At 42.1% G+C, this 20,429-nt stretch carries 22 protein-coding genes and 1 pseudogene; 13 read left to right on the top strand and 10 right to left on the bottom strand.

Annotation, left to right across the window (positions count from 1 at the left end; all coding sequences use genetic code 11):
- Positions 1–53 precede the first annotated feature (53 nt).
- The 3 genes and pseudogenes from C8322_RS00475 to C8322_RS00465 form a co-directional block, all read right to left on the bottom strand.
- Positions 54–509: pseudogene (locus C8322_RS00475) on the bottom strand (ISNCY family transposase); the annotation flags it as partial.
- Between the two features lie 24 nt (positions 510–533).
- Complete coding sequence (locus C8322_RS00470) at positions 534–1,073, bottom strand: hypothetical protein (RefSeq protein ID WP_111810260.1); 540 nt, start codon at positions 1,071–1,073, stop codon at positions 534–536.
- Positions 1,074–1,097: 24 nt separating this feature from the next.
- Positions 1,098–1,937 carry an alpha/beta fold hydrolase gene (locus C8322_RS00465; protein WP_111810259.1) on the bottom strand — a complete coding sequence of 280 codons (840 nt, stop codon included), beginning with the start codon at positions 1,935–1,937 and terminating at the stop codon, positions 1,098–1,100.
- 92 nt (positions 1,938–2,029) lie between these two features.
- Between C8322_RS00465 and C8322_RS00460 the strand changes: the two genes are divergently transcribed.
- Positions 2,030–2,620 carry a TetR/AcrR family transcriptional regulator gene (locus C8322_RS00460; RefSeq protein WP_111810258.1) on the top strand — a complete coding sequence of 197 codons (591 nt, stop codon included), beginning with the start codon at positions 2,030–2,032 and terminating at the stop codon, positions 2,618–2,620.
- A gap of 299 nt (positions 2,621–2,919) precedes the next feature.
- Here the strand turns inward: C8322_RS00460 and pyrE are convergent, their stop codons facing one another.
- On the bottom strand, positions 2,920–3,570 hold the full coding sequence (gene pyrE / locus C8322_RS00455) for an orotate phosphoribosyltransferase (RefSeq protein WP_111810257.1): 651 nt from the start codon (positions 3,568–3,570) through the stop codon (positions 2,920–2,922).
- A 40-nt stretch (positions 3,571–3,610) separates the two neighbouring features.
- Between pyrE and C8322_RS00450 the strand changes: the two genes are divergently transcribed.
- Positions 3,611–4,429 carry an exodeoxyribonuclease III gene (locus C8322_RS00450; RefSeq protein WP_111810256.1) on the top strand — a complete coding sequence of 273 codons (819 nt, stop codon included), beginning with the start codon at positions 3,611–3,613 and terminating at the stop codon, positions 4,427–4,429.
- Between the two features lie 485 nt (positions 4,430–4,914).
- Entirely contained in the window at positions 4,915–5,265 is a 351-nt protein-coding gene (locus C8322_RS00445) for a Spx/MgsR family RNA polymerase-binding regulatory protein (protein ID WP_008305779.1), read from the top strand.
- Positions 5,266–5,357: 92 nt separating this feature from the next.
- Here C8322_RS00445 and C8322_RS00440 read toward each other — a convergent pair whose 3' ends face one another.
- A complete protein-coding gene (locus tag C8322_RS00440; RefSeq protein WP_004813793.1) occupies positions 5,358–5,795 on the bottom strand; it encodes a DUF2147 domain-containing protein in 438 nt (145 codons plus the stop codon).
- A gap of 158 nt (positions 5,796–5,953) precedes the next feature.
- Here C8322_RS00440 and C8322_RS00435 point away from each other — a divergent pair, with 158 nt between their 5' ends.
- Positions 5,954–6,865: an alpha/beta hydrolase gene (locus C8322_RS00435; protein WP_111810255.1), complete on the top strand. Its 912-nt coding sequence runs from the start codon at positions 5,954–5,956 to the stop codon at positions 6,863–6,865.
- Between the two features lie 283 nt (positions 6,866–7,148).
- Positions 7,149–8,351, top strand: coding sequence for a GGDEF domain-containing protein (locus tag C8322_RS00430; protein ID WP_111810254.1), 1,203 nt, complete (start codon positions 7,149–7,151; stop codon positions 8,349–8,351).
- Positions 8,352–8,393: 42 nt separating this feature from the next.
- Here C8322_RS00430 and dsbD read toward each other — a convergent pair whose 3' ends face one another.
- From dsbD to C8322_RS00410, 4 genes are all read right to left on the bottom strand, one after another.
- Positions 8,394–10,217, bottom strand: coding sequence for a protein-disulfide reductase DsbD (gene dsbD, locus C8322_RS00425; protein WP_111810253.1), 1,824 nt, complete (start codon positions 10,215–10,217; stop codon positions 8,394–8,396).
- A gap of 18 nt (positions 10,218–10,235) precedes the next feature.
- Positions 10,236–10,991 carry a transporter gene (locus C8322_RS00420; RefSeq protein WP_111810252.1) on the bottom strand — a complete coding sequence of 252 codons (756 nt, stop codon included), beginning with the start codon at positions 10,989–10,991 and terminating at the stop codon, positions 10,236–10,238.
- A gap of 27 nt (positions 10,992–11,018) precedes the next feature.
- Positions 11,019–11,561: an ankyrin repeat domain-containing protein gene (locus C8322_RS00415; protein WP_111810251.1), complete on the bottom strand. Its 543-nt coding sequence runs from the start codon at positions 11,559–11,561 to the stop codon at positions 11,019–11,021.
- A 128-nt stretch (positions 11,562–11,689) separates the two neighbouring features.
- Positions 11,690–12,055 (bottom strand): HPF/RaiA family ribosome-associated protein, encoded by a 366-nt coding sequence (locus tag C8322_RS00410; RefSeq protein WP_004813805.1) that lies wholly within the window; start codon positions 12,053–12,055, stop codon positions 11,690–11,692.
- 239 nt (positions 12,056–12,294) lie between these two features.
- Between C8322_RS00410 and puuE the strand changes: the two genes are divergently transcribed.
- From puuE to C8322_RS00380, 6 genes are all read left to right on the top strand, one after another.
- Complete coding sequence (gene puuE / locus C8322_RS00405; protein ID WP_111810250.1) at positions 12,295–13,269, top strand: allantoinase PuuE; 975 nt, start codon at positions 12,295–12,297, stop codon at positions 13,267–13,269.
- Between the two features lie 145 nt (positions 13,270–13,414).
- A complete protein-coding gene (gene uraD, locus C8322_RS00400; protein ID WP_111810249.1) occupies positions 13,415–13,918 on the top strand; it encodes a 2-oxo-4-hydroxy-4-carboxy-5-ureidoimidazoline decarboxylase in 504 nt (167 codons plus the stop codon).
- A complete protein-coding gene (gene uraH / locus C8322_RS00395) occupies positions 13,915–14,241 on the top strand; it encodes a hydroxyisourate hydrolase (protein WP_111810248.1) in 327 nt (108 codons plus the stop codon). Before uraD ends, uraH begins: the two co-directional genes overlap by 4 nt.
- 39 nt (positions 14,242–14,280) lie before the next feature.
- Positions 14,281–15,639 carry a nucleobase:cation symporter-2 family protein gene (locus tag C8322_RS00390; protein WP_111810247.1) on the top strand — a complete coding sequence of 453 codons (1,359 nt, stop codon included), beginning with the start codon at positions 14,281–14,283 and terminating at the stop codon, positions 15,637–15,639.
- Between the two features lie 121 nt (positions 15,640–15,760).
- Positions 15,761–16,498 (top strand): outer membrane protein OmpK, encoded by a 738-nt coding sequence (locus tag C8322_RS00385; RefSeq protein WP_005220527.1) that lies wholly within the window; start codon positions 15,761–15,763, stop codon positions 16,496–16,498.
- Between the two features lie 78 nt (positions 16,499–16,576).
- Positions 16,577–17,095, top strand: a complete 519-nt coding sequence (locus C8322_RS00380; protein ID WP_008305800.1) for a GNAT family N-acetyltransferase — start codon at positions 16,577–16,579, stop codon at positions 17,093–17,095.
- Between the two features lie 127 nt (positions 17,096–17,222).
- On the opposite strand, the gene hpxO is transcribed toward C8322_RS00380, so the two are convergent.
- Positions 17,223–18,380, bottom strand: a complete 1,158-nt coding sequence (gene hpxO / locus C8322_RS00375) for an FAD-dependent urate hydroxylase HpxO (RefSeq protein WP_008305802.1) — start codon at positions 18,378–18,380, stop codon at positions 17,223–17,225.
- A gap of 217 nt (positions 18,381–18,597) precedes the next feature.
- On the opposite strand from hpxO, the gene alc reads away from it, so the two are divergent.
- Both alc and C8322_RS00365 read left to right on the top strand, forming a co-directional pair.
- On the top strand, positions 18,598–19,605 hold the full coding sequence (alc, locus tag C8322_RS00370) for an allantoicase (RefSeq protein WP_008305803.1): 1,008 nt from the start codon (positions 18,598–18,600) through the stop codon (positions 19,603–19,605).
- A 254-nt stretch (positions 19,606–19,859) separates the two neighbouring features.
- Positions 19,860–20,369 carry an ureidoglycolate lyase gene (locus tag C8322_RS00365; protein ID WP_008305804.1) on the top strand — a complete coding sequence of 170 codons (510 nt, stop codon included), beginning with the start codon at positions 19,860–19,862 and terminating at the stop codon, positions 20,367–20,369.
- Positions 20,370–20,429 lie beyond the last annotated feature (60 nt).

The raw sequence follows: 20,429 nt of genomic DNA, 5'->3' as shown, positions 1-20,429 counted from the left end.
ATATGTAGTTTATAAAAAAAGGAATTGATCCTGAGGATTTAGGGATCAATTCCTTACATATCAATTCGATATGAGAGTATTATTTCCAAGTCAAGTGCAGGATCCAGATTTCGTTGCTGAACTGCTGTTTTCTGGGCACGTCTTCTTGGCGTAGATTGAGAACGATTACGTTTGTTTTGTTGTTTCAATTCTTTATGCTGCTGTTGAATATGCACCAGCACAGAACCCAAATGTTCATTCTCAACAATCTCGTTGGTTAAGCTGATTTAATTTATCGAGGATGCTGTAATTGATCTTCTTACCTTGGTATTCAATTACAACCGTAGCATCCGGGTATGCTAAAAACTCAAGATATCTGCCAATTAATCTCTGGTTTACTTCTGTATTCTCAGGAGATATACGCATTTGTCATATGTAATGATCAGACTATTCGTGACTCGGCGTGGTTCACGCCAGGTAAAAATATCTTCCAGCTCAGTATCAGATTCCGTTAAAGGTCGATGCAAGTTGTTCTTTCTTAAGTAGAATTCAAGTTAATGTATATCTGACGGTATTAACCACGTATACCACCAATCATGAAAATCAGAGGGAAAAATTGACTCTAAAATAATAATTAATATGCAATACATGGCAATATTTTTCAGCCAAGTGGGTTTAATATAGCGCACTGATTGAGGATAGCGAGTGATTTGCAACCATAAAGTCATGACAAATAATACACTTGCTATACTGGTTTGAATAAAAATTGCAATATTAATACGGGGTAATACATCTTCTGGGCAAGCAAATAAATAATGACCCAATGAAATCCAGTTGGCTAATACAAAACTATGAATTATTGCGAAAGCGTACTCCACTTTACCTGTATAAATTAAATCTACGGCACGATGAGCCATTAAAGCAATCGGTATCCAAAGTAATGCAACAATTTCCCGTGTGAGCCAAGCAGGTTCTGGGTATTGAAAGAAAAAATATACATTATCAAAGAAATGTAAAGCAGCAGCATAAAGTGTAATCCAAATCAAAGCTTTATAGACTTTGAGTAGATTAGAAAGGTCAAACTTATGTTCCATATTTATTATTCTCAAGGATCGTTGTTAAAGTATTCTTTCAAAGGCAGTTACTACATTATCCCAGAGCATTTTTGAGTCACTACGGAAATAGCCCATATGACCAATTTTTGGTAGCGACTTGGTTAAAGGAATATCAATTAACTGAACATCAGCATTTTTATACCCCTGCATAAATGCATTACGTGATTTCGGCATTGCCCATAAATCATCAAGTGCGTTCGCTGCAATGATAGGTGTGGTTACCTTGGTAAACTGTTCTGCTATTTCAGGGACTTGAGGATCATCAAAAAAATAATGTGGAAATTTACACCAGCGCTTCCATTGTTGGTACACCCCATAGGGTAAATCTTCCCCCATACCTATTAGTGACATTGGAATATAGCCTTTCCACTGAGCCAATGTAGGTAAAACAAGCTCCCACAGTACTTTTATTTTCACTGCTTCAGTTTTTGGCATATGACCATGCCAGCCTGCACCTGTACCAAATATATAAATACACTTAACCTTATGATGATTCGGTAGTAAACCAAAGGCATGTCCACCGAATGAATGACCCACCATAAAAAGAGGTAAATCATCTGCCACAATATCGACCACTGCTGCAAGGTCTAGTGTTGCCCACTCAAGAAAATTGCTATCAAAATTCTTAAAATCAGTAGGTTTAGAACGACCAATTCCACGATAGTCAAAAGTTATGACGTTATAACCCTGTGTAACTACATATTCGGAGAAACGTCGATAAAACGCTTGTGGTACCCCTGTTGCACCCGCAAGAATAATGTTTGCTTTGGGTTTTTTTGCACTGTATTTAATTGCTGCAAGTGGGTAACCGTCTTTCGCGGTAACTATAAAATCATTGTTCATTTTTAATCCAATTATAACAGTTGTTATAGTTGAAATTATGCTAAGTTATAACGAGCGTTATAGCAATTTGTTTTTTAAGCGGAACATAACTAATGAGTTTGCAAGTAAATAAAAATTTAGATCCACGGCAACGGCTTATTTTATCCGCATTGGATTTATTAAGGACACAGGGATTAGCTGCTACAAGTGTGCGAGAAGTTGCGAAACATGCACAAGCCCCACTGGGCTCGACCTATCATTATTTCCCTGGTGGTAAATCGCAAATAGTTAAAGAGGCTTTAATTTTTTCTGGAAATACTGCATTAGAACAACTAGATAAAGCATTGAATCAGCATGGGGTGCGTAAAGGCATCACTGTATTTATTACGTGGTGGGCCGATATGGTGCAAGCTTCTAATTTTGAGGCCGGTTGTCCTTTAATGTCTGTATTAATGGAAACAGGAAGTGATCCAGAGAAAGTACAATATGTTGAAATAGTTAAACAAATAATAAATGTATGGAAACTGCGATTGATACAAGCATTTGAACAAGAAAGTATATGTTTGGAACAATCCAATCAAATCAGTATGAATATTATTGCATCATTAGAGGGAGCTATCTTGTTATGTCGAGCGTGGGGGAATGTAACTCCATTAAAGGCAATAGCCGAACAATTAGATTTAACGATTAAAAGCTTAGTTTAACTTTTTATTGCTTTAGCTCTTTGAATTAGATTATTTGATAACTATCTTAAATTTTGATTGAAGTTATCATTTCTAGTGGTAATTTCTAATTACTATTTTCATTTACAATGTTTAAATTTTCCTAAAATTAACATTATCCACCTTATACGAAATTATATTTTTATTTAATAAAAATCATATACTTAAAATATAATAAAAAGCTCAACTCAAGTGAGTTGAGCTTTTTATAGATTTATTACATTCCACGCTTAGTTATTGATCAATGTTCCACACGATCATTAAGTAAAACTGAGGAGTACTTAGATCCCATATTTCAGACGATAGTCTTCCATTTTTGCTAATGCATCTTTATCACCTTTGGCATCCAGATAATCCATCAGGTCTTTCATGGTAATCAGTGCATGCACCGGAATTTCCAGTTCTTTTTGTACTTCCTGAATCGCAGAAAGCTCACCCTGACCTTTTTCCTGACGGTCTAATGCGACCAGCACACCCGCGATTTGCGCACCGGCATTTTTCAGAATAGTGACCACTTCACGAATTGCAGTGCCTGCTGTAATCACATCATCAATGATCCAGACTTTTTTACCTTCTACAGCAGCACCAACAAGTACACCACCTTCGCCATGATCTTTGGCTTCTTTGCGGTTAAAGCCCCAAGGCACACTCACGCCATGATTTTGTGACAGCGCCACTGCGGTTGCAGCCACAAATGGAATACCTTTATATGCAGGACCAAAGATCACTTCAACATTGTCACATTCAGTCAGTTTTGCTGCATAGCCAGATGCCAGGCCAGTCAACGCTTCGCCATCATTCAGCAAACCTGCGTTGAAAAAATAAGGACTCACACGACCTGATTTTAAAGTAAACTCACCAAATTTAAGCACACCGCGTGATAATGCGAGTTCGATAAAAGCTTGCGGGTTAAACTGAGCTGGCGTTGACATGAGGTGCTCCTAAATCCATTAATTAAGGTAAGACTTGCGCATGATACCAAAGAGTAGCTATCCAGGTGATCAAAAAATTCTTCGTGTCGTTTCAATTAATGTCAACGGCTTACGTTCATCCGTGACCAAAGGTCTGCTGGAGTGGATGGAAAAATCTGACGCAGATGTGATTTGCATGCAAGAAAGCCGGATTACCCATGCGCAGTGGACCGATAAATTTAAACCTGAAGGCTGGTATACACACCTGTTCCCGGCTGAACGTCCAGGTTATGCCGGTACCGCCATTTATAGCCGCCTGCCTTTTGTTTCTCTGACCGATGGTCTGGGTTTTGAACTGGCCGATTCACAAGGCCGTTTTATTGCTGCCGAATTTGACTTAGGTTTAGATAAAACTGCACATATCTGTTCGCTGTATCTGCCATCCGGTTCATCGGGTGATGAAGCACAGGCACGTAAAGATCATTTCTTGGATGAATATAAAAAGATCCTGAAACAATGGCGCGATGAAAATAAATCGGTGATTGTCTGCGGTGACTACAATATCGTGCATAAACGCATCGACATTAAAAATTGGTCAGGTAACCAGAAAGCCTCGGGTTGCTTGCCACATGAACGCGCCTGGCTGGATCACATCTATGATGATCTGGGCTATGTCGACACTTTCCGTGAAGTATGCAAAGAAGCTGAGCTATACTCATGGTGGTCGAATCGCGGCCAGGCCCGTGCCAAAAACGTAGGCTGGCGAATTGATTATCAAGCCTGTTCACCCGACTGGAAAGAGCGTACCGTAAATGCCTGGGTGTATAAGGATGAATGGTTTAGTGACCATGCTCCAGTAATTATTGACTACAAACTTTAATCCAATAGATAAATTCAGTGAACAATTGTTCACTGAGTTGGTGTTAATCACTTACATAACAAGACGTATTAACAGCTATTTTTAGGGCTAAATACAGAGCATTATATTTACACGGCACAAGGACATGTCAGGATGACAACAAAAGGACAGGAAGCCGTAGGAAGAAATAAAACAGACTACAAGATTTAGCTTGTTTTGCATGGATGTGACATCGGACGTTGAGATGAGACCCGCATAATCAGGATGATTAGATGCGGGTTTTCTCATTTTAGCGCCTCTATAACATTATCAGCTTCTCATTTCTTTTTATTCTGCGTCCTTATCTTTATCACTATTTTGCACAAATCAGATGTCAATTTCATGACATTCCTGTATCTGCTATGTATCTATTTTTATCTCATTTTTTACTTGGGTTTTGTTTCCTACTCATGGTTGTAATCATTAAATTTCGCTAAGCTACAGTAAAATTTAGATGGGTGATGATCATGTTGAAGATCTATGGAATTAAAAACTGTAATTCAATGAAGAAAGCATTTGATCTGCTAGGTGAACTGGGTTTGAGCTATGAGTTTCATGACTATAAAAAACAGGGAATCGATGCTGAAACTTTAAAGACCTGGCTGGATACATTGGGTCAGGAAGTTGTGCTGAATAAAAAAGGTACCACCTGGCGCAAACTCAGTGAAGAAGAGCAGCAAACCGCTTTGGCAAATGAAGAAAATCTGCTTGTTGCCTTAATGACTCATACCAGTCTGATTAAACGTCCAATTCTGGCAACTGGTTCAGGTTTGATCGCGGGTTTTGATGAGACTGCCTATCGTGCGCTGAATAATTAAAGCGAACTGATAATAAAGTTCAATATAGCAACCGATTTATAGCCACAAAAAAGCCTGACAATCGTCAGGCTTTAACAGTCTCAGACTCAGAATCAGTTTGCACGAATCCAGGTCTGGTTACGGCCCAGCGCAGCTACACCAATAAAGCCACGTAGTTGCAGCTTCTTACCACCATCAGCCAGGTTACCTTTTAGCTTATAGGTCTTACCTGATTGCGGATCAAGAATCGAACCACTCTCATAGTTGGTACCGCCAACATTTTTCAGACCTTTAACAATGGTCAGGCCTTTCAGAGATTTGTTGTGATATGGACCTTCACATTTCGTGCAGGCATTTTCTTCACCTTTGGTCAAAACCTTCTGAATGCTGGCACTTAACGTCCCATTGCTTTGTTCAGTAAATTTTACAATCGCCTTTGGCTGATTGGTTTTGTCATCAATTGTTTTCCAGACTGTTCCGTTTAAAGGATCTGCGGCATTCGCCAATGCACTTAAACCCAGTAGTCCTAACATAAGCGCGATTTTTTTCATTTTTGTTTCTTTCCCTAAGTCTGTGAGTAGACCGTTGTAGTATTAATTAAGTCACAACAATTTTTCAATTTCTGGATGTGACTATCTAGTGTAACCTTGTAAATATTGTTGGTAAATAACATACCAGACCAATGAAAACATAAAAAGATGGAAAGAAAATGAAGATTAGTCCCCTTACGAAACAGTTAATTACAGAAACGATTTTAAAGACTTCCATCCGTAAACCCAGCCAGTTTAATCTCCCGCCTGCTGCGCTTAGAAAAGCCCTTGAACAGTTCTGCAAACTTTTTCCTGTAGACAAAAATGTTGAAATACGATCCTTAAAACTGGCAGGGCTGAATGCAGAGGAAATCAAGCCTCAACAAGAAGCCACCCAGCTGATTTTCCATATTCATGGGGGTGCTTTTTATTTGGGCTCAATGAAGACCCATCGTGCTTTTATGAGCCAGATTGCTTCCCGTACCCAGATGCAGGTGCTGCATGTAGATTATCCACTTGCTCCTGAAGCACCTTATCCAGCCGCACTGGATGCCGTTTTCAATGTGTATATGCAACTGTTAGATCAAGGCGTGCAAGCCAAAGATATCATTCTCTCTGGAGATTCTTGTGGGGCAAATTTGGCATTGGCGCTAGCCCTAAAAATTCAGAAACTGGAACTCCCTCAGCCCAGTGGTTTGATCCTGCTTTCTCCCTTTGTTGATCTGACCCTGACCAGTGAATCCTTGCGCTACAATCAGGTACATGATGCCCTGTTATCCATTGAAACATTAGAAAGTGGCATTCAATACTATGTACCTTCGTCAATCGAGCATGGCAATCCTGAAGTATCACCTTATTTTGCCGACTTAACTGGTCTGCCACCCATGCATATTCAGGTCGGTTCCAAGGAAATTTTGCTGGATGATGCGCAGCGTCTCCGCGATAAGGCCCTCGCAGCAGGGGTTGAAGTAGAGTTCAAGCTATATACAGGTATGTGGCACAATTTTCAGATGTTTAGCGCCTGGTTTGATGAAGCCCGACAATCTCTGGCTGATTTGGCCGACTTCGCACACCGTCTGGATCAGGACTAAATGCCCAGCTTTTATATTTTTCAATTTTCAGGATGGTGCGGGAAAATTTTCTATTTGGTAAATATTTAAAAAGCCAGACACATCACTGTGACCTGCCCATCCTGTAATCTTTTTGCATGTTACAACGATGTAAATTTCAAACTTTACTAAAATGACCTAGCTGTACAAAATATAACCATTCTCTTTCGCAGTATATTCATGTTATCTTAAGCCCAAGAAATAAAACATTTTATTTATTACGATATTTATAATTTAGAATGGTCATTATAGGATACAGCCTTGTATGAAGCGTATTTCGCCTGCTCTGCAAGCTATTTTCAAGTATAAAATTACCAAGTATCTGGTCGAAGAAGAAGTGGTGATGAATTGGGGGATACTGAAAAAATGTATCCTCATGCTTGTACTTGGCTGTGGTATCCATCTCAGCTGGATGCTTTGGGATATCTTTGTTTTACTCAGTCCTGAATATTGGCAATATGTGGATATAAGCGTGGCAAAAATGCAGATTATCCTCAATAGCCTGTTTTTACTGATTCTGCTTTGCCTGATTTATCCCTGTTATAAATTTCGAAATAACACCCGCGTCGAACGTTATCTGCCCTATATCTCAGTCGGCATCTTTGTGGTTTCCCTTTGCCGTGATGCCTATATTGTTGGTGTCGTCAGTCCAGTGGCCATGATTGCCTATGTGAGCCTGATTACAGTAGGGCTGGTCCTGTTTTCTCGAACGCTGGTATATAGCATGCTGATTCCAGCTTCAATTTTTCTCAGTATTTGCGGTTATTTGAGCTATACCGGTCAGCTTACTTATTCACCACTTTTTACCATTCCAGGCAAACTGTTCTATAACGGTTTCTGGCTGGTATCCATGTTGTATTTTATTCTGCCTATTCTGACTATCTGTATGATGCTGTTTGAAATCCTGCTCAGCCAGTGGCGACACCGTGAAAAACTGATTCAGCACCTAAGCCAGATTGACCCATTAACCAATCTGTTTAACCGACGTAGTATCAATCAATGTCTGGATAAACTGAATAGCGTGAAACTGGAAAGTTATGCCTTAGTTTTGTTAGATCTGGATCATTTCAAGAGAATTAATGATTATTATGGGCATCATAAAGGTGATGAAACCCTGATCCGGGTCAGTGAGGTGCTCACCTTGCTGCTACGTGAAAGTGATGTGGTTGGCCGTTTTGGTGGTGAAGAATTTATTTTGATCCTGAAAAATTCCAATCTGGAAAAGGCAGCTCAGGTGGCTGAACGTTGCCGTGCTGCAATTCAGCAGCTGGAAATTTATAGTGATGATGGTCAGCGCATTCATGTCACTGCAAGTTTTGGTATTGCATTATCTAGTCCAGAACTTCGCCCACAACAGTTATTGAGTCAGGCAGATAAAGCCCTGTATCAAGCCAAAGCGAGTGGTCGTAATCTGGTTAAAGCTTATAACACTACACTTGATGGCGGGATGCAACTGCATCATTCGTGATTTAATTGACTTTTCCATAATTGCATACTGCATAAAATTATTTTATTGCGCTTGAACAAAACGTTCTATTTGTTCTAATAATTCAGCTTCAGTAAAAGCCCCAGTCAAACGCAAGCCACGAATTTCCTGTTGCTGATCATTCAAGAAGAGATATGTCGGTGGACCCAGAATTTCCCACTGATTTAACAGTGCTTGATGCGTTACATCATAATGACTGAGATCCAGTTTGATCAGAAAATACGGCGCCAAAGCCTGCTGTACCTGAGCTGATTTTAGCACCCGGTGTTCGATAGGCTGACAGGCCACACACCAGTCGGCATAGACATCGATAATAACTCGCTGCCCTTTTGGTACTGTAGCCAGTAACTGCTCAAAATCAGCAGCAGTCGCTGCGATATGCCAAGTCGCCTGTTGCTGAGCAGTTTCAACAAAGAAGCGCTGACTGTGCTGATACTGACTATAAATAATATACGGCACTGCCGTTGCCAGGCAGATAATATACAACCATCGCAGTCCGCTATTTTTCCAGAACAGCCGTGCCAATATGTAGGCCACAAAGCTTAAGCCCAACCCAAGAGAGAGCCACTGTAGTGCTGCTTCTGAAATCAGGGGGCGAATAAAATACAATGCCAGCGCCAGCATGATAAAGGCAAACAGAACCTTAACTTGATTCATCCAATGTCCCGCTCTAGGCAATATACGCGAACCGAGAACACTGGCGAGTAGCAAAGGAGTCCCCATACCAAAGCCTAAGGTAAATAGAAGCAAAGCACCCTGCCACTGACTTTGGGTTTGAGAAATAAACAGTAATGCCCCTGCCAGTGGTGCTGTCATACAGGGACCCACCAACAGTGCTGACACCATGCCCATAATACTGGCACTGACCAGAGTCCCGCCCTGTTGCATAGCTTGAACTTGATCCAGTCGATGTACCAAACGCTGTGGCAACTTGATTTCAAACAGACCAAACAGGTTGAGAGCAAAAGCCACAAATAATAAGCTAAAGGCAATTAAAGTAGCGGGCTGCTGTAGCCAGCGCTGGAAATTTAGTCCGGCAGAAGAAGCAATCAAGCCTAGTACTGCATAGACCAGAGCCATACTGGTGACAAAGCACAAGGCAACCATCCAGGCCTGCATTCCGCGTCGATCCCGCACAATCAGTGAGGTCAAGATCGGTAACATTGGCAAGGAACAAGGCGTGAAAGCCAGCAGCATACCTAAGCCAAAAAACAGCAACAGGCCATAGCCTAATGAACTTTCTGCCAGTTGTTCAGACCATTTCTGGTCTTTGGCAGCAAAGCTGGAGCCATCCTTATTATCTAATGTACTCACCTCGACAGATTCAGAACTATTATTCAGAATAGTATTTTGCTGGTCTGATGAATTGCTTAGGTTAAGTAACCGTTTAGAACTGCCTTCTGTAGGCTGATATTGTACCAAGCCGGACAGATCAGTTTTCAATTCAATCGTTTGTGGCGGATAGCAGAGTCGATCTTTGGCACAACCTTGCCAGGTCACCTGATAGGTTTGCGAGGCTTGTGTCGGAATATTGAACTGTAATTGTTGATAGTAAACCTGAGTCTGACCGTAATTATCATCATACAGGTCTTCAGCGGGTGGCAAATCCAGTTGCAGTATTTGGCCACCCTGCTGAACTTCTACCATATGCTGATAAATATAATAATTTTCAGGAATTTCCCAGCTCAGTTCCGCCCGCTGCGAACTGCTGGAAATCGCCGTAAATGGAAAAGCCTGATCAGGCGGCAATAAAGGTGCTTGCGCCTGTACTGCACAACTCAGCAGCAGGCTCCCGAACAGGATTCGGGAGCCAGATCTACTCCAGGCTTTCAGTTTTTCGGCATCCATGACGACTGGTCAAAACTCCTAGAACAGGAACGCTACGCCCAGACCTGAGGTATAACTCTTGTCAGCACCATTCAGATCCACGCCCACGCTGGCATCCAGCTGAACACGATCATTCAGGGCATACATTACGCCTGTACCCAGCCCATATTCATAATCCTGGCTTTCAGCCTTGCGATAGACAAATTCCGAGAAGCCTGACCATTTGTCAGTAATTTTATATTCCAGTGTGGGTACGGCTTGGACGGCCCACTGGTCATCTTGCCATTCATAGCGCATGGTAATTGAAGTATTGACCAGATCATTATATTGATAAGCCACAGCTGAACTTAAACTATAAATATCTTCTTCATTACTAAAGCCTGGATTACCTGTCGCAATCAATGCTTCAGCCAGTAAAGCCATCGAAAGTCGCTCATCATCCAGATCAATGGCTTTTTTCAAACCAATACTGACATCACCGAGACCATCATCTTCTGATTTAATGCCATCTATTTTACTTTTAGACCAGGATGGACCCTGCCAGCCCAGTTGTAATTCCAGGCTGTCACTTAAACCGGTACGCAACAACATATCGGCATTGAGTGTGGTGCTATAGTCATTGCCTGATTCAACATAGCTGGCAGAAGGCAGGCCCTGCTCCCAGGCTAACTGCCCTACTGGTATTGTCGTCGTGCTAAACCCCGTGCCTGGACGGTCGAAAGCAAAATCTGCAGCAAATACCTGCGCGCTCGCAGTTGCCAGTGCCACAAAACCCCATGTCTTTAATGTTGTCATAGATTGCTACTCTTTCTTTTTTAAGTCTTAACCGAGTTCTTTGGACATCTTCGCGCCACGGCTACGCAGCAGTTCCAGTGTCTGCTTTTCTTCTTCTAATGCTTCTGCCCAGTTAACTTCATCAAAGTCACAGTCAAAGAACAGATCACAGATTGAAGATAGAATCGTCAGGCCGTCTTCATCCCGGGTATTTGGATCGACATTTTCATCCAGTAAACGTTGTACGGCCGGTACACAGGCAGCACTGGCGGCGTCCCAAAGTGGACCATAAATTTCTTCGGCATCCCACAGGTGCAGATTCACTTTGGCTGCAATCAGGGCATCCAGAATATCAAGATGCACTTGAAGCTTCTGTTGTTTTTCTTCGTTAGATAGAACATTGCCTGCTTCATAAGCCTCGCAAACTTCTTCCCACCATTTGAACAGACCATCTGACCAGACAGAAATGATCGGGCCTTTTTCCATATCAATAAAATTTGGGTTGAGTCCATCTGCCAGGAGCTTTTTCACCTGATTCAGATCCAGTTCTTCGAGTGCTTGCACAAAAAGCTGTTGTTGCGCAGTTAACATGATGGAGCTCACTTCAATTCGTTTTCGACTATTATGCCGAATAAAGCACGATTTGTTTTATTCTCATTCGTTTATTTTATCTAAAATTGAAAAAAGCCCCGTAGGGGCCTTTTTCATCTGCAAACTTTTTATTCTTCTATATCTGTAACCGTTTCTTCGGCAAGTTTTAGCGGATTACCACGCACATTGTCTTTTTTCTCAATTACATGTTCCAAGCTGCGTTTTAAACGGTCGATGGCCCCACGAATTGCGGTATCAATATTGTGACCATGATGGTTGACCACAATTGGCTTCAAGCCAGCAGGACGTGCTTCGATCATGCAGCGAATATCATCATCGCCACCTTTTGCGGCATTTTCATCACTAAGATGCACTGAGAAATGGGTAATACGCTCACTGTGGCGCTGGAATTCCTGATTTAATTCGGTACGAACGTAAGTAATTAGACGATCACTATTGCGAATATTTTTATCGGTACGGAGTTCAATGTTCATAAAATACCATCCTCAAATCATTATAACTTTTTAGTGCAGATTTTTTATCTTGGCACGTTTGTAGCTTGCTGTTTTGTATTGCATTTCACTTCTTCAAATCGTTTTGGATTAACCCTCCACATTGAATGATGAACACATTTTTGAGTCTGCAGAACCGTGTCCTTATACTTTGAATATCGGTCCTCTCTTAAAAATATGCAAGTGATATTTTGATTTTTTTAGCAAAAGGACAACCAATAGTGACAACTGCTTACTTACGCGGAAAACAATTGATTGAAACGATACAAAAGCAAGAATATTCACGCGATTTAATCGGCTATCACGGCAAACCACCCCATGCACAGTGGCCCAATGCTGCCCGGATCGCGGTACAGTTTGTATTGAACTATGAAGAAGGCGGTGAAAATCATGTCGAACATGGTGATAGCAGTTCCGAGCAGTTTCTGTCCGAAATCGTGGGTGCTGCCAGTTTTCCAGCAGTACACCGCTCCATGGATTCAATGTATGAATATGGTTCACGTGCTGGCTTCTGGCGTATTCATGAGGAGTTTCAAAAACGTGGCTGGCCTATGACAATTTTTGGAGTCGGTATGGCACTGGCTCGTAATCCTTATATCGTCGAGGCTATTAAGGTGGCTGATTATGATGTGGTCTCACATGGTCAGCGCTGGTTGCATTATCAGGATATGGATATTGAAATTGAACGTCAGCATATGGATCAGGCCTTAAGCGTGCTGACTGAACTCTTTGGTGAAACGCCAATTGGCTGGTATACCGGACGCGACAGTCCTAATACACGTCAATTATTAGCTGAATTTTCTCAGATTAAATATGACTCTGATTATTATGGTGATGACCTCCCATTTTGGAGCACCTTAACTGAACCAAATGGTCAAAAACGCCCTCATTTGATCATCCCCTATACATTAGAGTGCAATGATATGAAGTTTAGCTCTCCGGGTGGTTTCAATTCAGGTGAGCAATTTTACCAATATTTAAAAGATGCCTTTGATGTGCTCTACAGTGAAGGGGAAACTGCACCAAAAATGATGTCAATTGGCATGCACTGTCGCCTGCTCGGACGTCCGGGACGCTTCAAAGCCTTGCAGCGCTTTATGGATTATGTACAGAGCCATGACAAAGTATGGGTCTGTCGTCGTAACGATATTGCACAACATTGGTACACCCACCATTTTCCTGCGCACCAGGACTAATCATTCACTGAAATCACCCAAAGAGAGCATGCTGCTCTCTTTTTTATTTTGACCTTCTGGTGGACTCACTTGTCATACGATTGTCGGCACTTTGGCATTGTTATTGCAATTTCCAGTGAGAAACACAGATCACAAAGCTTAAATTATGCAATTAACTGAATTTAACCAGGCATCTGACAGCGATATTGAACTGCTGCTCAAGCAGTGTGTGCATATTGACCGTTGGGCTGAAGAATTAAAGCAGCAACGACCTTTTACTTCAAGTGATGAGCTGCTCGAAGCTGCCAAAAGACAGGCACAGACCTGGACTTGGGAAGAGATTTCCAAGGCACTCGCAACCCATCCTCGGATTGGTGAAAAGCAGGCACAGACTGCTTTAACCGCCAAAGAAGAAGGTTTTTCCGAACGGGAACAGGCCTCGATTTCACAAGATGAAGAAACTCAAGCCGCTTTGCTAAAAGGCAATCAGGCCTATGAGAAAAAATTTGATTTCATCTTCCTGATTCGCGCAGCAGGTCGTAGTAGCGAAGAGATTCTGACAGCATTGAATTACCGCCTGGCGAATGACCTGGATACTGAAAAGCGTATTGTTCATCAGCAACTTTTAGAAATTGCTTTGTTACGTCTGGCACAGGAGATTGATTCATGATCAGCACCCATATTCTTGATACTCATCTGGGTAAACCTGCAGCCGATGTTGAAGTCAAATTAATGGATGCCACAGGTCAGGTATTGGCGACTGCTAGCACCAATAGTGATGGCCGAGTACTGGTGCCGGATTTTGGCTTAGACAGTATTCATGCCGGTGACTACTGCATCGAGTTTGCGACTAAAGCCTATTTTGATGTCCAAGGCTTGGCTACCTTTTTTCCAAAGGCCGTGATCCATTTCAGCATTTTAGATGCTGCTCAGCATTATCACATTCCATTACTCATCAGCCCTTTTGCTTATTCGACCTATCGCGGTAGTTAGGTTAGCCCGCTCATTATTCAGAATAGAGAAGGATTTTATATGTCAGAACAAGAAAAAACTGTCTCACCCGAACATGAGTTTTTAGGGGTTGGAAAAAGTGCGGCTTATGGCTTGCAGCATGTATTGACCATGTATGGCGGTATTATTGCCCCACCCTTGATTGTGGGTACTGCTGCAGGCCTGAGCGGCATGGAAATCGGTCTGTTGATTGCCGCAGCACTATTTGTGGGTGGTCTGGCAACAATTTTACAGACAGCAGGCGTGAAATATGTCGGTGCTCGCTTGCCTTTGGTACAAGGGGTATCTTTTGCTGGCGTAGCCACTATGGTGGCGATCGTGACCACCGGAGGAGGATTGCAGGCAGTCTATGGCGCGGTAATTGTCTCTGGTCTGATCGGTTTCTTCCTGGCGCCCTATTTCTCTAGAATTATTCGGTTTTTCCCACCGGTAGTTACTGGCTGTGTGATCACCATCATTGGTCTGTCTTTACTGCCAGTTGCAGTACGCTGGATGATGGGTGGCAACAAAAATACTGAAAACTGGGGTAGTGCAGAAAATGTTAGCTTAGCGCTAATGACCTTAGCTATTGTGATTTTGCTGAATTTATCCCGCAATGCCACAGTACGTCGTTTGTCCATTCTGCTATCTATTGTATTAGGAAGCATAATTGCAGGTTTAATCGGCTTCGGTGACTTTTCTAAAGTGGCAGATGGTGCATGGTTACAATTCCCGAGTTTTTTTGCTTTTGGCATGCCCACGTTTGAGTTGACAGCCATTCTTTCCATGTTGATTGTGACTTTGGTGATCATGACTGAAACCACGGCTGATATTATTGCAGTCGGTGAAATTGTTGGTACCAAAGTCGATGCTGACCGTATTTCTGATGGTTTGCGTGCGGACATGCTGTCGAGTGCCGCAGCCCCTATCTTCGGTTCGTTTATGCAAAGTGCTTTTGCACAGAATGTTGGACTGGTGGCGATTACTGGAGTTAAGAGCCGTTTTGTTGTGACCGCAGGCGGCATTATTCTGGTGGTACTGGGCTTGCTACCAATTATGGGCCGTTTAATTGCGTCTATTCCCGTACCGGTGCTAGGGGGTGCAGGCTTGGTGTTATTTGGAACAGTTGCAGCCAGCGGTATTCGTACCTTAGCGAAGATTGACTATAACGAGCAAAAGAACCTGATCATTGTAGCAACGTCAATCGCTGCCGGCATGGTGCCTATTATTGATCATAGTTTTTATGCAGATTTTCCAAAATGGGTTCAAACTTTATTCCACTCTGGTATTAGTTCAACCTGTTTAATGGCCATTTTACTGAATATCTTATTCAACCATTTAAACTGGTTTAAGACTAAGACTTTGGCCAATGCTGAACCGGCAGTAGATAGCCACCACTAAACCTGGGTTAAAAAAGTTGGTCGGAATATTGCATATAAATTTCAGTTACCGGTCAATTTTCACTTTATTTTTACTTATTAATCTGTATGCTTTATCTGCTTTCTTGGGGGAGAGATTTTAAATGAAACTTAAACAAATCGTAGCACTTTGTGCATTGGCTTCTACTGCGGCTGTTACTCAAGCAGCACCTATCTGGCAAGACTTTAGCTTAACAGGTCTGTATGGTGAAAACTATGCTGTCCCTTTTGCAGGTGATGACAACAAACAGACCACGATTACTGCTGAATATGCAGCAGGTCTTAAGTATGGCGATTTTTTTGCTTTTGCTGACCGTAGTAATACTGACTTTGGTAATGAAACCTATTTCGAAGTTGCACCACGTTTAAGCCTGGGCGCTGTAACAGGTCAAAAACTTGAATTGGGTCCAATTAAAGACGTTCTTATCGCGACAACTTGGGAAGGCAGCGCTAGCGCTAATACTGACTTTAACAACTACTTATATGGTATTGGTTTTGCACTTGATATTCCATACACAAGTTATGCGAATATCAATTTCTACAAAGCTGACAACGATGACACACCAGATGATTATCAAATGACCATCACTTATGCAGTGCCATTTAAAATCGGTTCTGAAGAATTCCTGGCAGATGCTTTCCTGGATTGGTCAACTGCTGAGAAAAATGGTCACGCAAGTGAATTGAACTGGACATCTCAGTACAAATGGAATGTAGGCAAACACATTTCTCCTGAGACTAAACTTTACCTTGGTATTGAGCATTCTGTCTGGAATAACAAATATGCCATTAAAGGTTTAGATCAACACGATGTCAGCGCTCTTGTGAAGTATCACTTCTAAGAGATGTTATCTTAAAAGCAGAACTTCGGTTCTGCTTTTTTTTATTTCTTTAATTTAACTTAATCAGTAGGTGGTTCAATGAGTGCAGTTCAGATCCGTACAGCCAATATAGACGACCTTGAAAGTATCCTTAATATTTATAATCAGGAGATTATCAACGGTACTGCCACCTGGAACCATACTGCGATGGCATGGTCAGATATACAGGCCTGGTTCAAAACCCTTCAAGATCAGAACTATCCGGTACTCGTTGCAGAACATCAGCCTACAGCTAAAATCATTGGCTATGCCAATTATGATGAGTTCCGTAGTATTCAGGGTTTCTCTAAAACAATTGAACATGCGGTCTTTCTACATCCTGACTATACTGGTCAAGGGATAGGAGAACAGTTGTTATTGCGCTTGATGGAAATTGCCAGCAGGCAGGGCATGCATATCATGGTGGCAGCAATTGATTCGGAAAATATAGCCTCCATTCATTTGCATCGAAAACTTGGCTTTATTCAAACGGGTTATATGCCACAGGTGGGAGAAAAATTTGGTCAGTGGCGTGATCTGGTCTTGCTTCAGCTGAACCTGGATCAAAATTCACTTTAGATTTTTCTATATTAAAAACTGACTGCAACAAGAAAATACAGAGATAAAAAAAAGGGCTTACGCCCTTCTGCTGATCAATCATTGTTATTATTTTATATGCTTATTATCATGAATTTTCATACAAGTTTCAGTCCAAAGGGTTACCGATAATATTGCTAATAATGCCTTTCATAATATGTGGGCCATTTTCACGACGTAATTCTTCATACCATTCCATTGTTACCTCTTTATCTTTCATATGAGTGACATCACAGCGCTTACGCGCACGCAGCACCAGTTCATTCGCACGTTCATTGCGTTTATTCTGATAGCGACGTAATGAGTCCTGTAATCCCAGTGTATTGATCTGAAGTGCACGAGCCAGATAGATTGCATCTTCCATCGCCTGGCAACCGCCTTGACCAATATCCGGCGTTGTACTGTGGGCTGCATCGCCGACAATGACGACATTGCCTTTGTAAAAATCGGCAAATGGTTCGATGTCATGAATTTCGACACGATTGGTACGCTGCTCATCAATTGCCTCAATCAGCTTTTGAACCTGAGGGCACCAGTCTTTAAAGTATTCTTTGAGTAATGTTTTATATTGGCTACGCTCATTCTCCAGTCCTACTGGCAATGGCACATCAAAAAAGAAGTAGAAACGGTTATTTGCAACCGGCATCAGTGAAGCACGTTTGCCCTCACCGACAAAAGTGGTCCATTGATCAGCAGGGGCTAAAGCTTCCGATACCTCAACCAGACCATTCCAGTTCACATAACCGGCATATCGACGCGATACAGTTTCACCGAGCACATAAGCGCGGGTCATGGAATGGGTTCCATCGGCACCAACCAGCAAGTCTGTTTGAATTTCTGAACCATCTGCAAAGCTAACGGTGACCTGTTGTCCATCATCATTGAGCGCCACCATTTTTTTACCGAGATGAATATCAGCATGACCAAATTCATCCATCAGCATATTCTGTAATTCGGCACGAGAGACCGGATATGGACGCTGTCCCACTTCTTCAATCAGCGGATAAAGGCTGAACTGGGTCATAACATCGCCAGTCAGGCCATCAACATAAGCCAGATTATCCATCTGCCCGCCCAGTTGGGCGACCTGGTCAGTTAAACCTAAATAATTCAGGCATTTCACCCCATTGGACCAGAGAGAAATCGCAGCACCCACGGGCAAGATCTGTTCGGCCTGCTCATAAATGCTGACCTGATGTCCGAACTTCTTTAATGCAATACCTGTGGTTAAGCCCGCCATCCCGGCGCCAATAATGGTGATATTCATTGTTCCCCCTAAGTTCATAAATGTTGATCCATCTCAGGGAGACAAAGCGAAAAGTGTGCCATTATCCGAATAGTTTCAAATACCCAGATTCAAGTTGGCACATGCTGTGCATCATTTTTTAAAGTACTGCCTTGTTTTGGGGAGAAAAGAACAGGGCATTGGCTATGTTTAGCCTGTAAGAAATGACAGTTGAATAAATTTAGAATGGAAGATTGATATGGCGACCCTGTTTGCACCTGCTTTTGAAATACCTGCACAGTTACAGCAACTTACTAATCTGGCAGATGAACGTATTGGTGCAAAAGTATTGCAATGTTCAGATGATTTTTTTGCTGAAGCACAGCGCATGCTCCAATTTACAGCACCTATTTTTGTCGAAGATAAGTTCGATAATCATGGTAAATGGATGGACGGTTGGGAAACCCGCCGCAAGCGTCATGCCGGCTATGACTGGGCAATTGTAAAGCTCGGTGTTGCGGGAAAAATTAGTGCACTGGATATTGATACCACTTTTTTTAGTGGCAACTATCCTGCCTCTGCTGCAGTTGAAGCCTGCTATGCACCAGATCAGAACCTGGAGCAGGTTGAATGGCACCAAATTTTACCAAACAGTATATTAGGTCCAAGCCAGCATCATATTTTTCAAGTTGCTTCAGAAAACACTTATACCCATTTACGTTTAAATATCTACCCGGATGGTGGTGTAGCCCGTCTACGCGTTTATGGGGAGGTCCAGATTCAGTTAAAAGACAGCAATGAAACTCTGGATCTGCTGGCACTGGAAAATGGCGGTCGTGTGATTGCCTACAGTGATGCGCACTTTGGTCATCCACGTAACCTGATTAACCCAGGCCGTGGCATCAATATGGGCGATGGCTGGGAAACTAAACGCCGCCGTGCTCCAGGTTTTGACTGGTGTATTCTGGCTTTAGGCCAAGCTGGAAAAATTGAAAAAATTGATATTGATACTGCACACTTCAAAGGCAACTATCCAGCAGAAGTCTCCATTCAAGCTGTCTATATAGAAGATGCGACTGATCCGCAACTGATTCCACAAAGTATGTTCTGGCCTTTCCTGCTTGAAGCCCAGCCCATGCAGATGGATCATGTGCATAGCTTTATCAATGAAATTCTGGCACATGAAAAGATTTCACATATCCGTGTGAATATGATTCCTGATGGCGGTATTAGCCGTATCCGTTTATGGGGAAAGGTAGCTGATTAATGCGATTGACCCTCCCTCTCCACAGGATGGTCAATCGAACAGCTGTTTTAACAGATGGCAGTGGACCTGATCTCAGAATCGGGTTCACTGCCAAACTTTATCCATACTTTCTGACAGATCGAATTCGCTCATTTACTTTCTACTCACATTTTCATCAAAGTATCCTTCTTGCTTACTTAATATACAGGGATAAAATAGTGAGATTAATCAAGAAAGTCTTGTCATAAAAATACGAGCAAAAGGAATATAAAAGAATGAAAAATACCATCCAAATTCAGCTATTAACCAGTGAAAACTTTGCTCGTTTTGGTGAAGTCATCAGCTGTCAGGGTAATGACTATTTCCATATCAACGATGCACATACCGAGCGTTATCATGCACTGGTGATGACTGAAATTATGGGAGATGCCAAAGCGGGGATCAGTATTTTTAGAAATATTAAAAGTACTCAAATTCCTTTTGAAATCTCCATGCTGGAACGACATCCGAATGGTTCTCAAGCCTTTATCCCCATGCAGGGACAAAAGTTCCTGATTGTCGTTGCGCCAAGTTTGGATACAGATACTCCGGATCTGTCTCAGCTTTGTGCATTTATTACAGATGGGACACAGGGGATCAATTACCGGGCAGGTACCTGGCATCATCCCCTGCTGACACTAGAGGAACCCAGTGATTTTGCCGTGGTCGACCGGATTGGTACCGGACATAATTGCGATGTATATCAGTTTCCTGAAACTTTCAAAATCGAAGGAAATCTCTTCTAATCACAAGACCAATATTTACTTGAAGTATGCTGTGTGTTTTATTCAGAATAAGAATTAAAA

Source organism: Acinetobacter sp. SM1B, from assembly GCF_003289665.1.
Lineage (GTDB): Bacteria > Pseudomonadota > Gammaproteobacteria > Pseudomonadales > Moraxellaceae > Acinetobacter > Acinetobacter schindleri.
The sequence above is the reverse complement of the archived record's forward strand: the minus strand, read 5'-3'. Positions and strand labels throughout refer to the sequence as shown.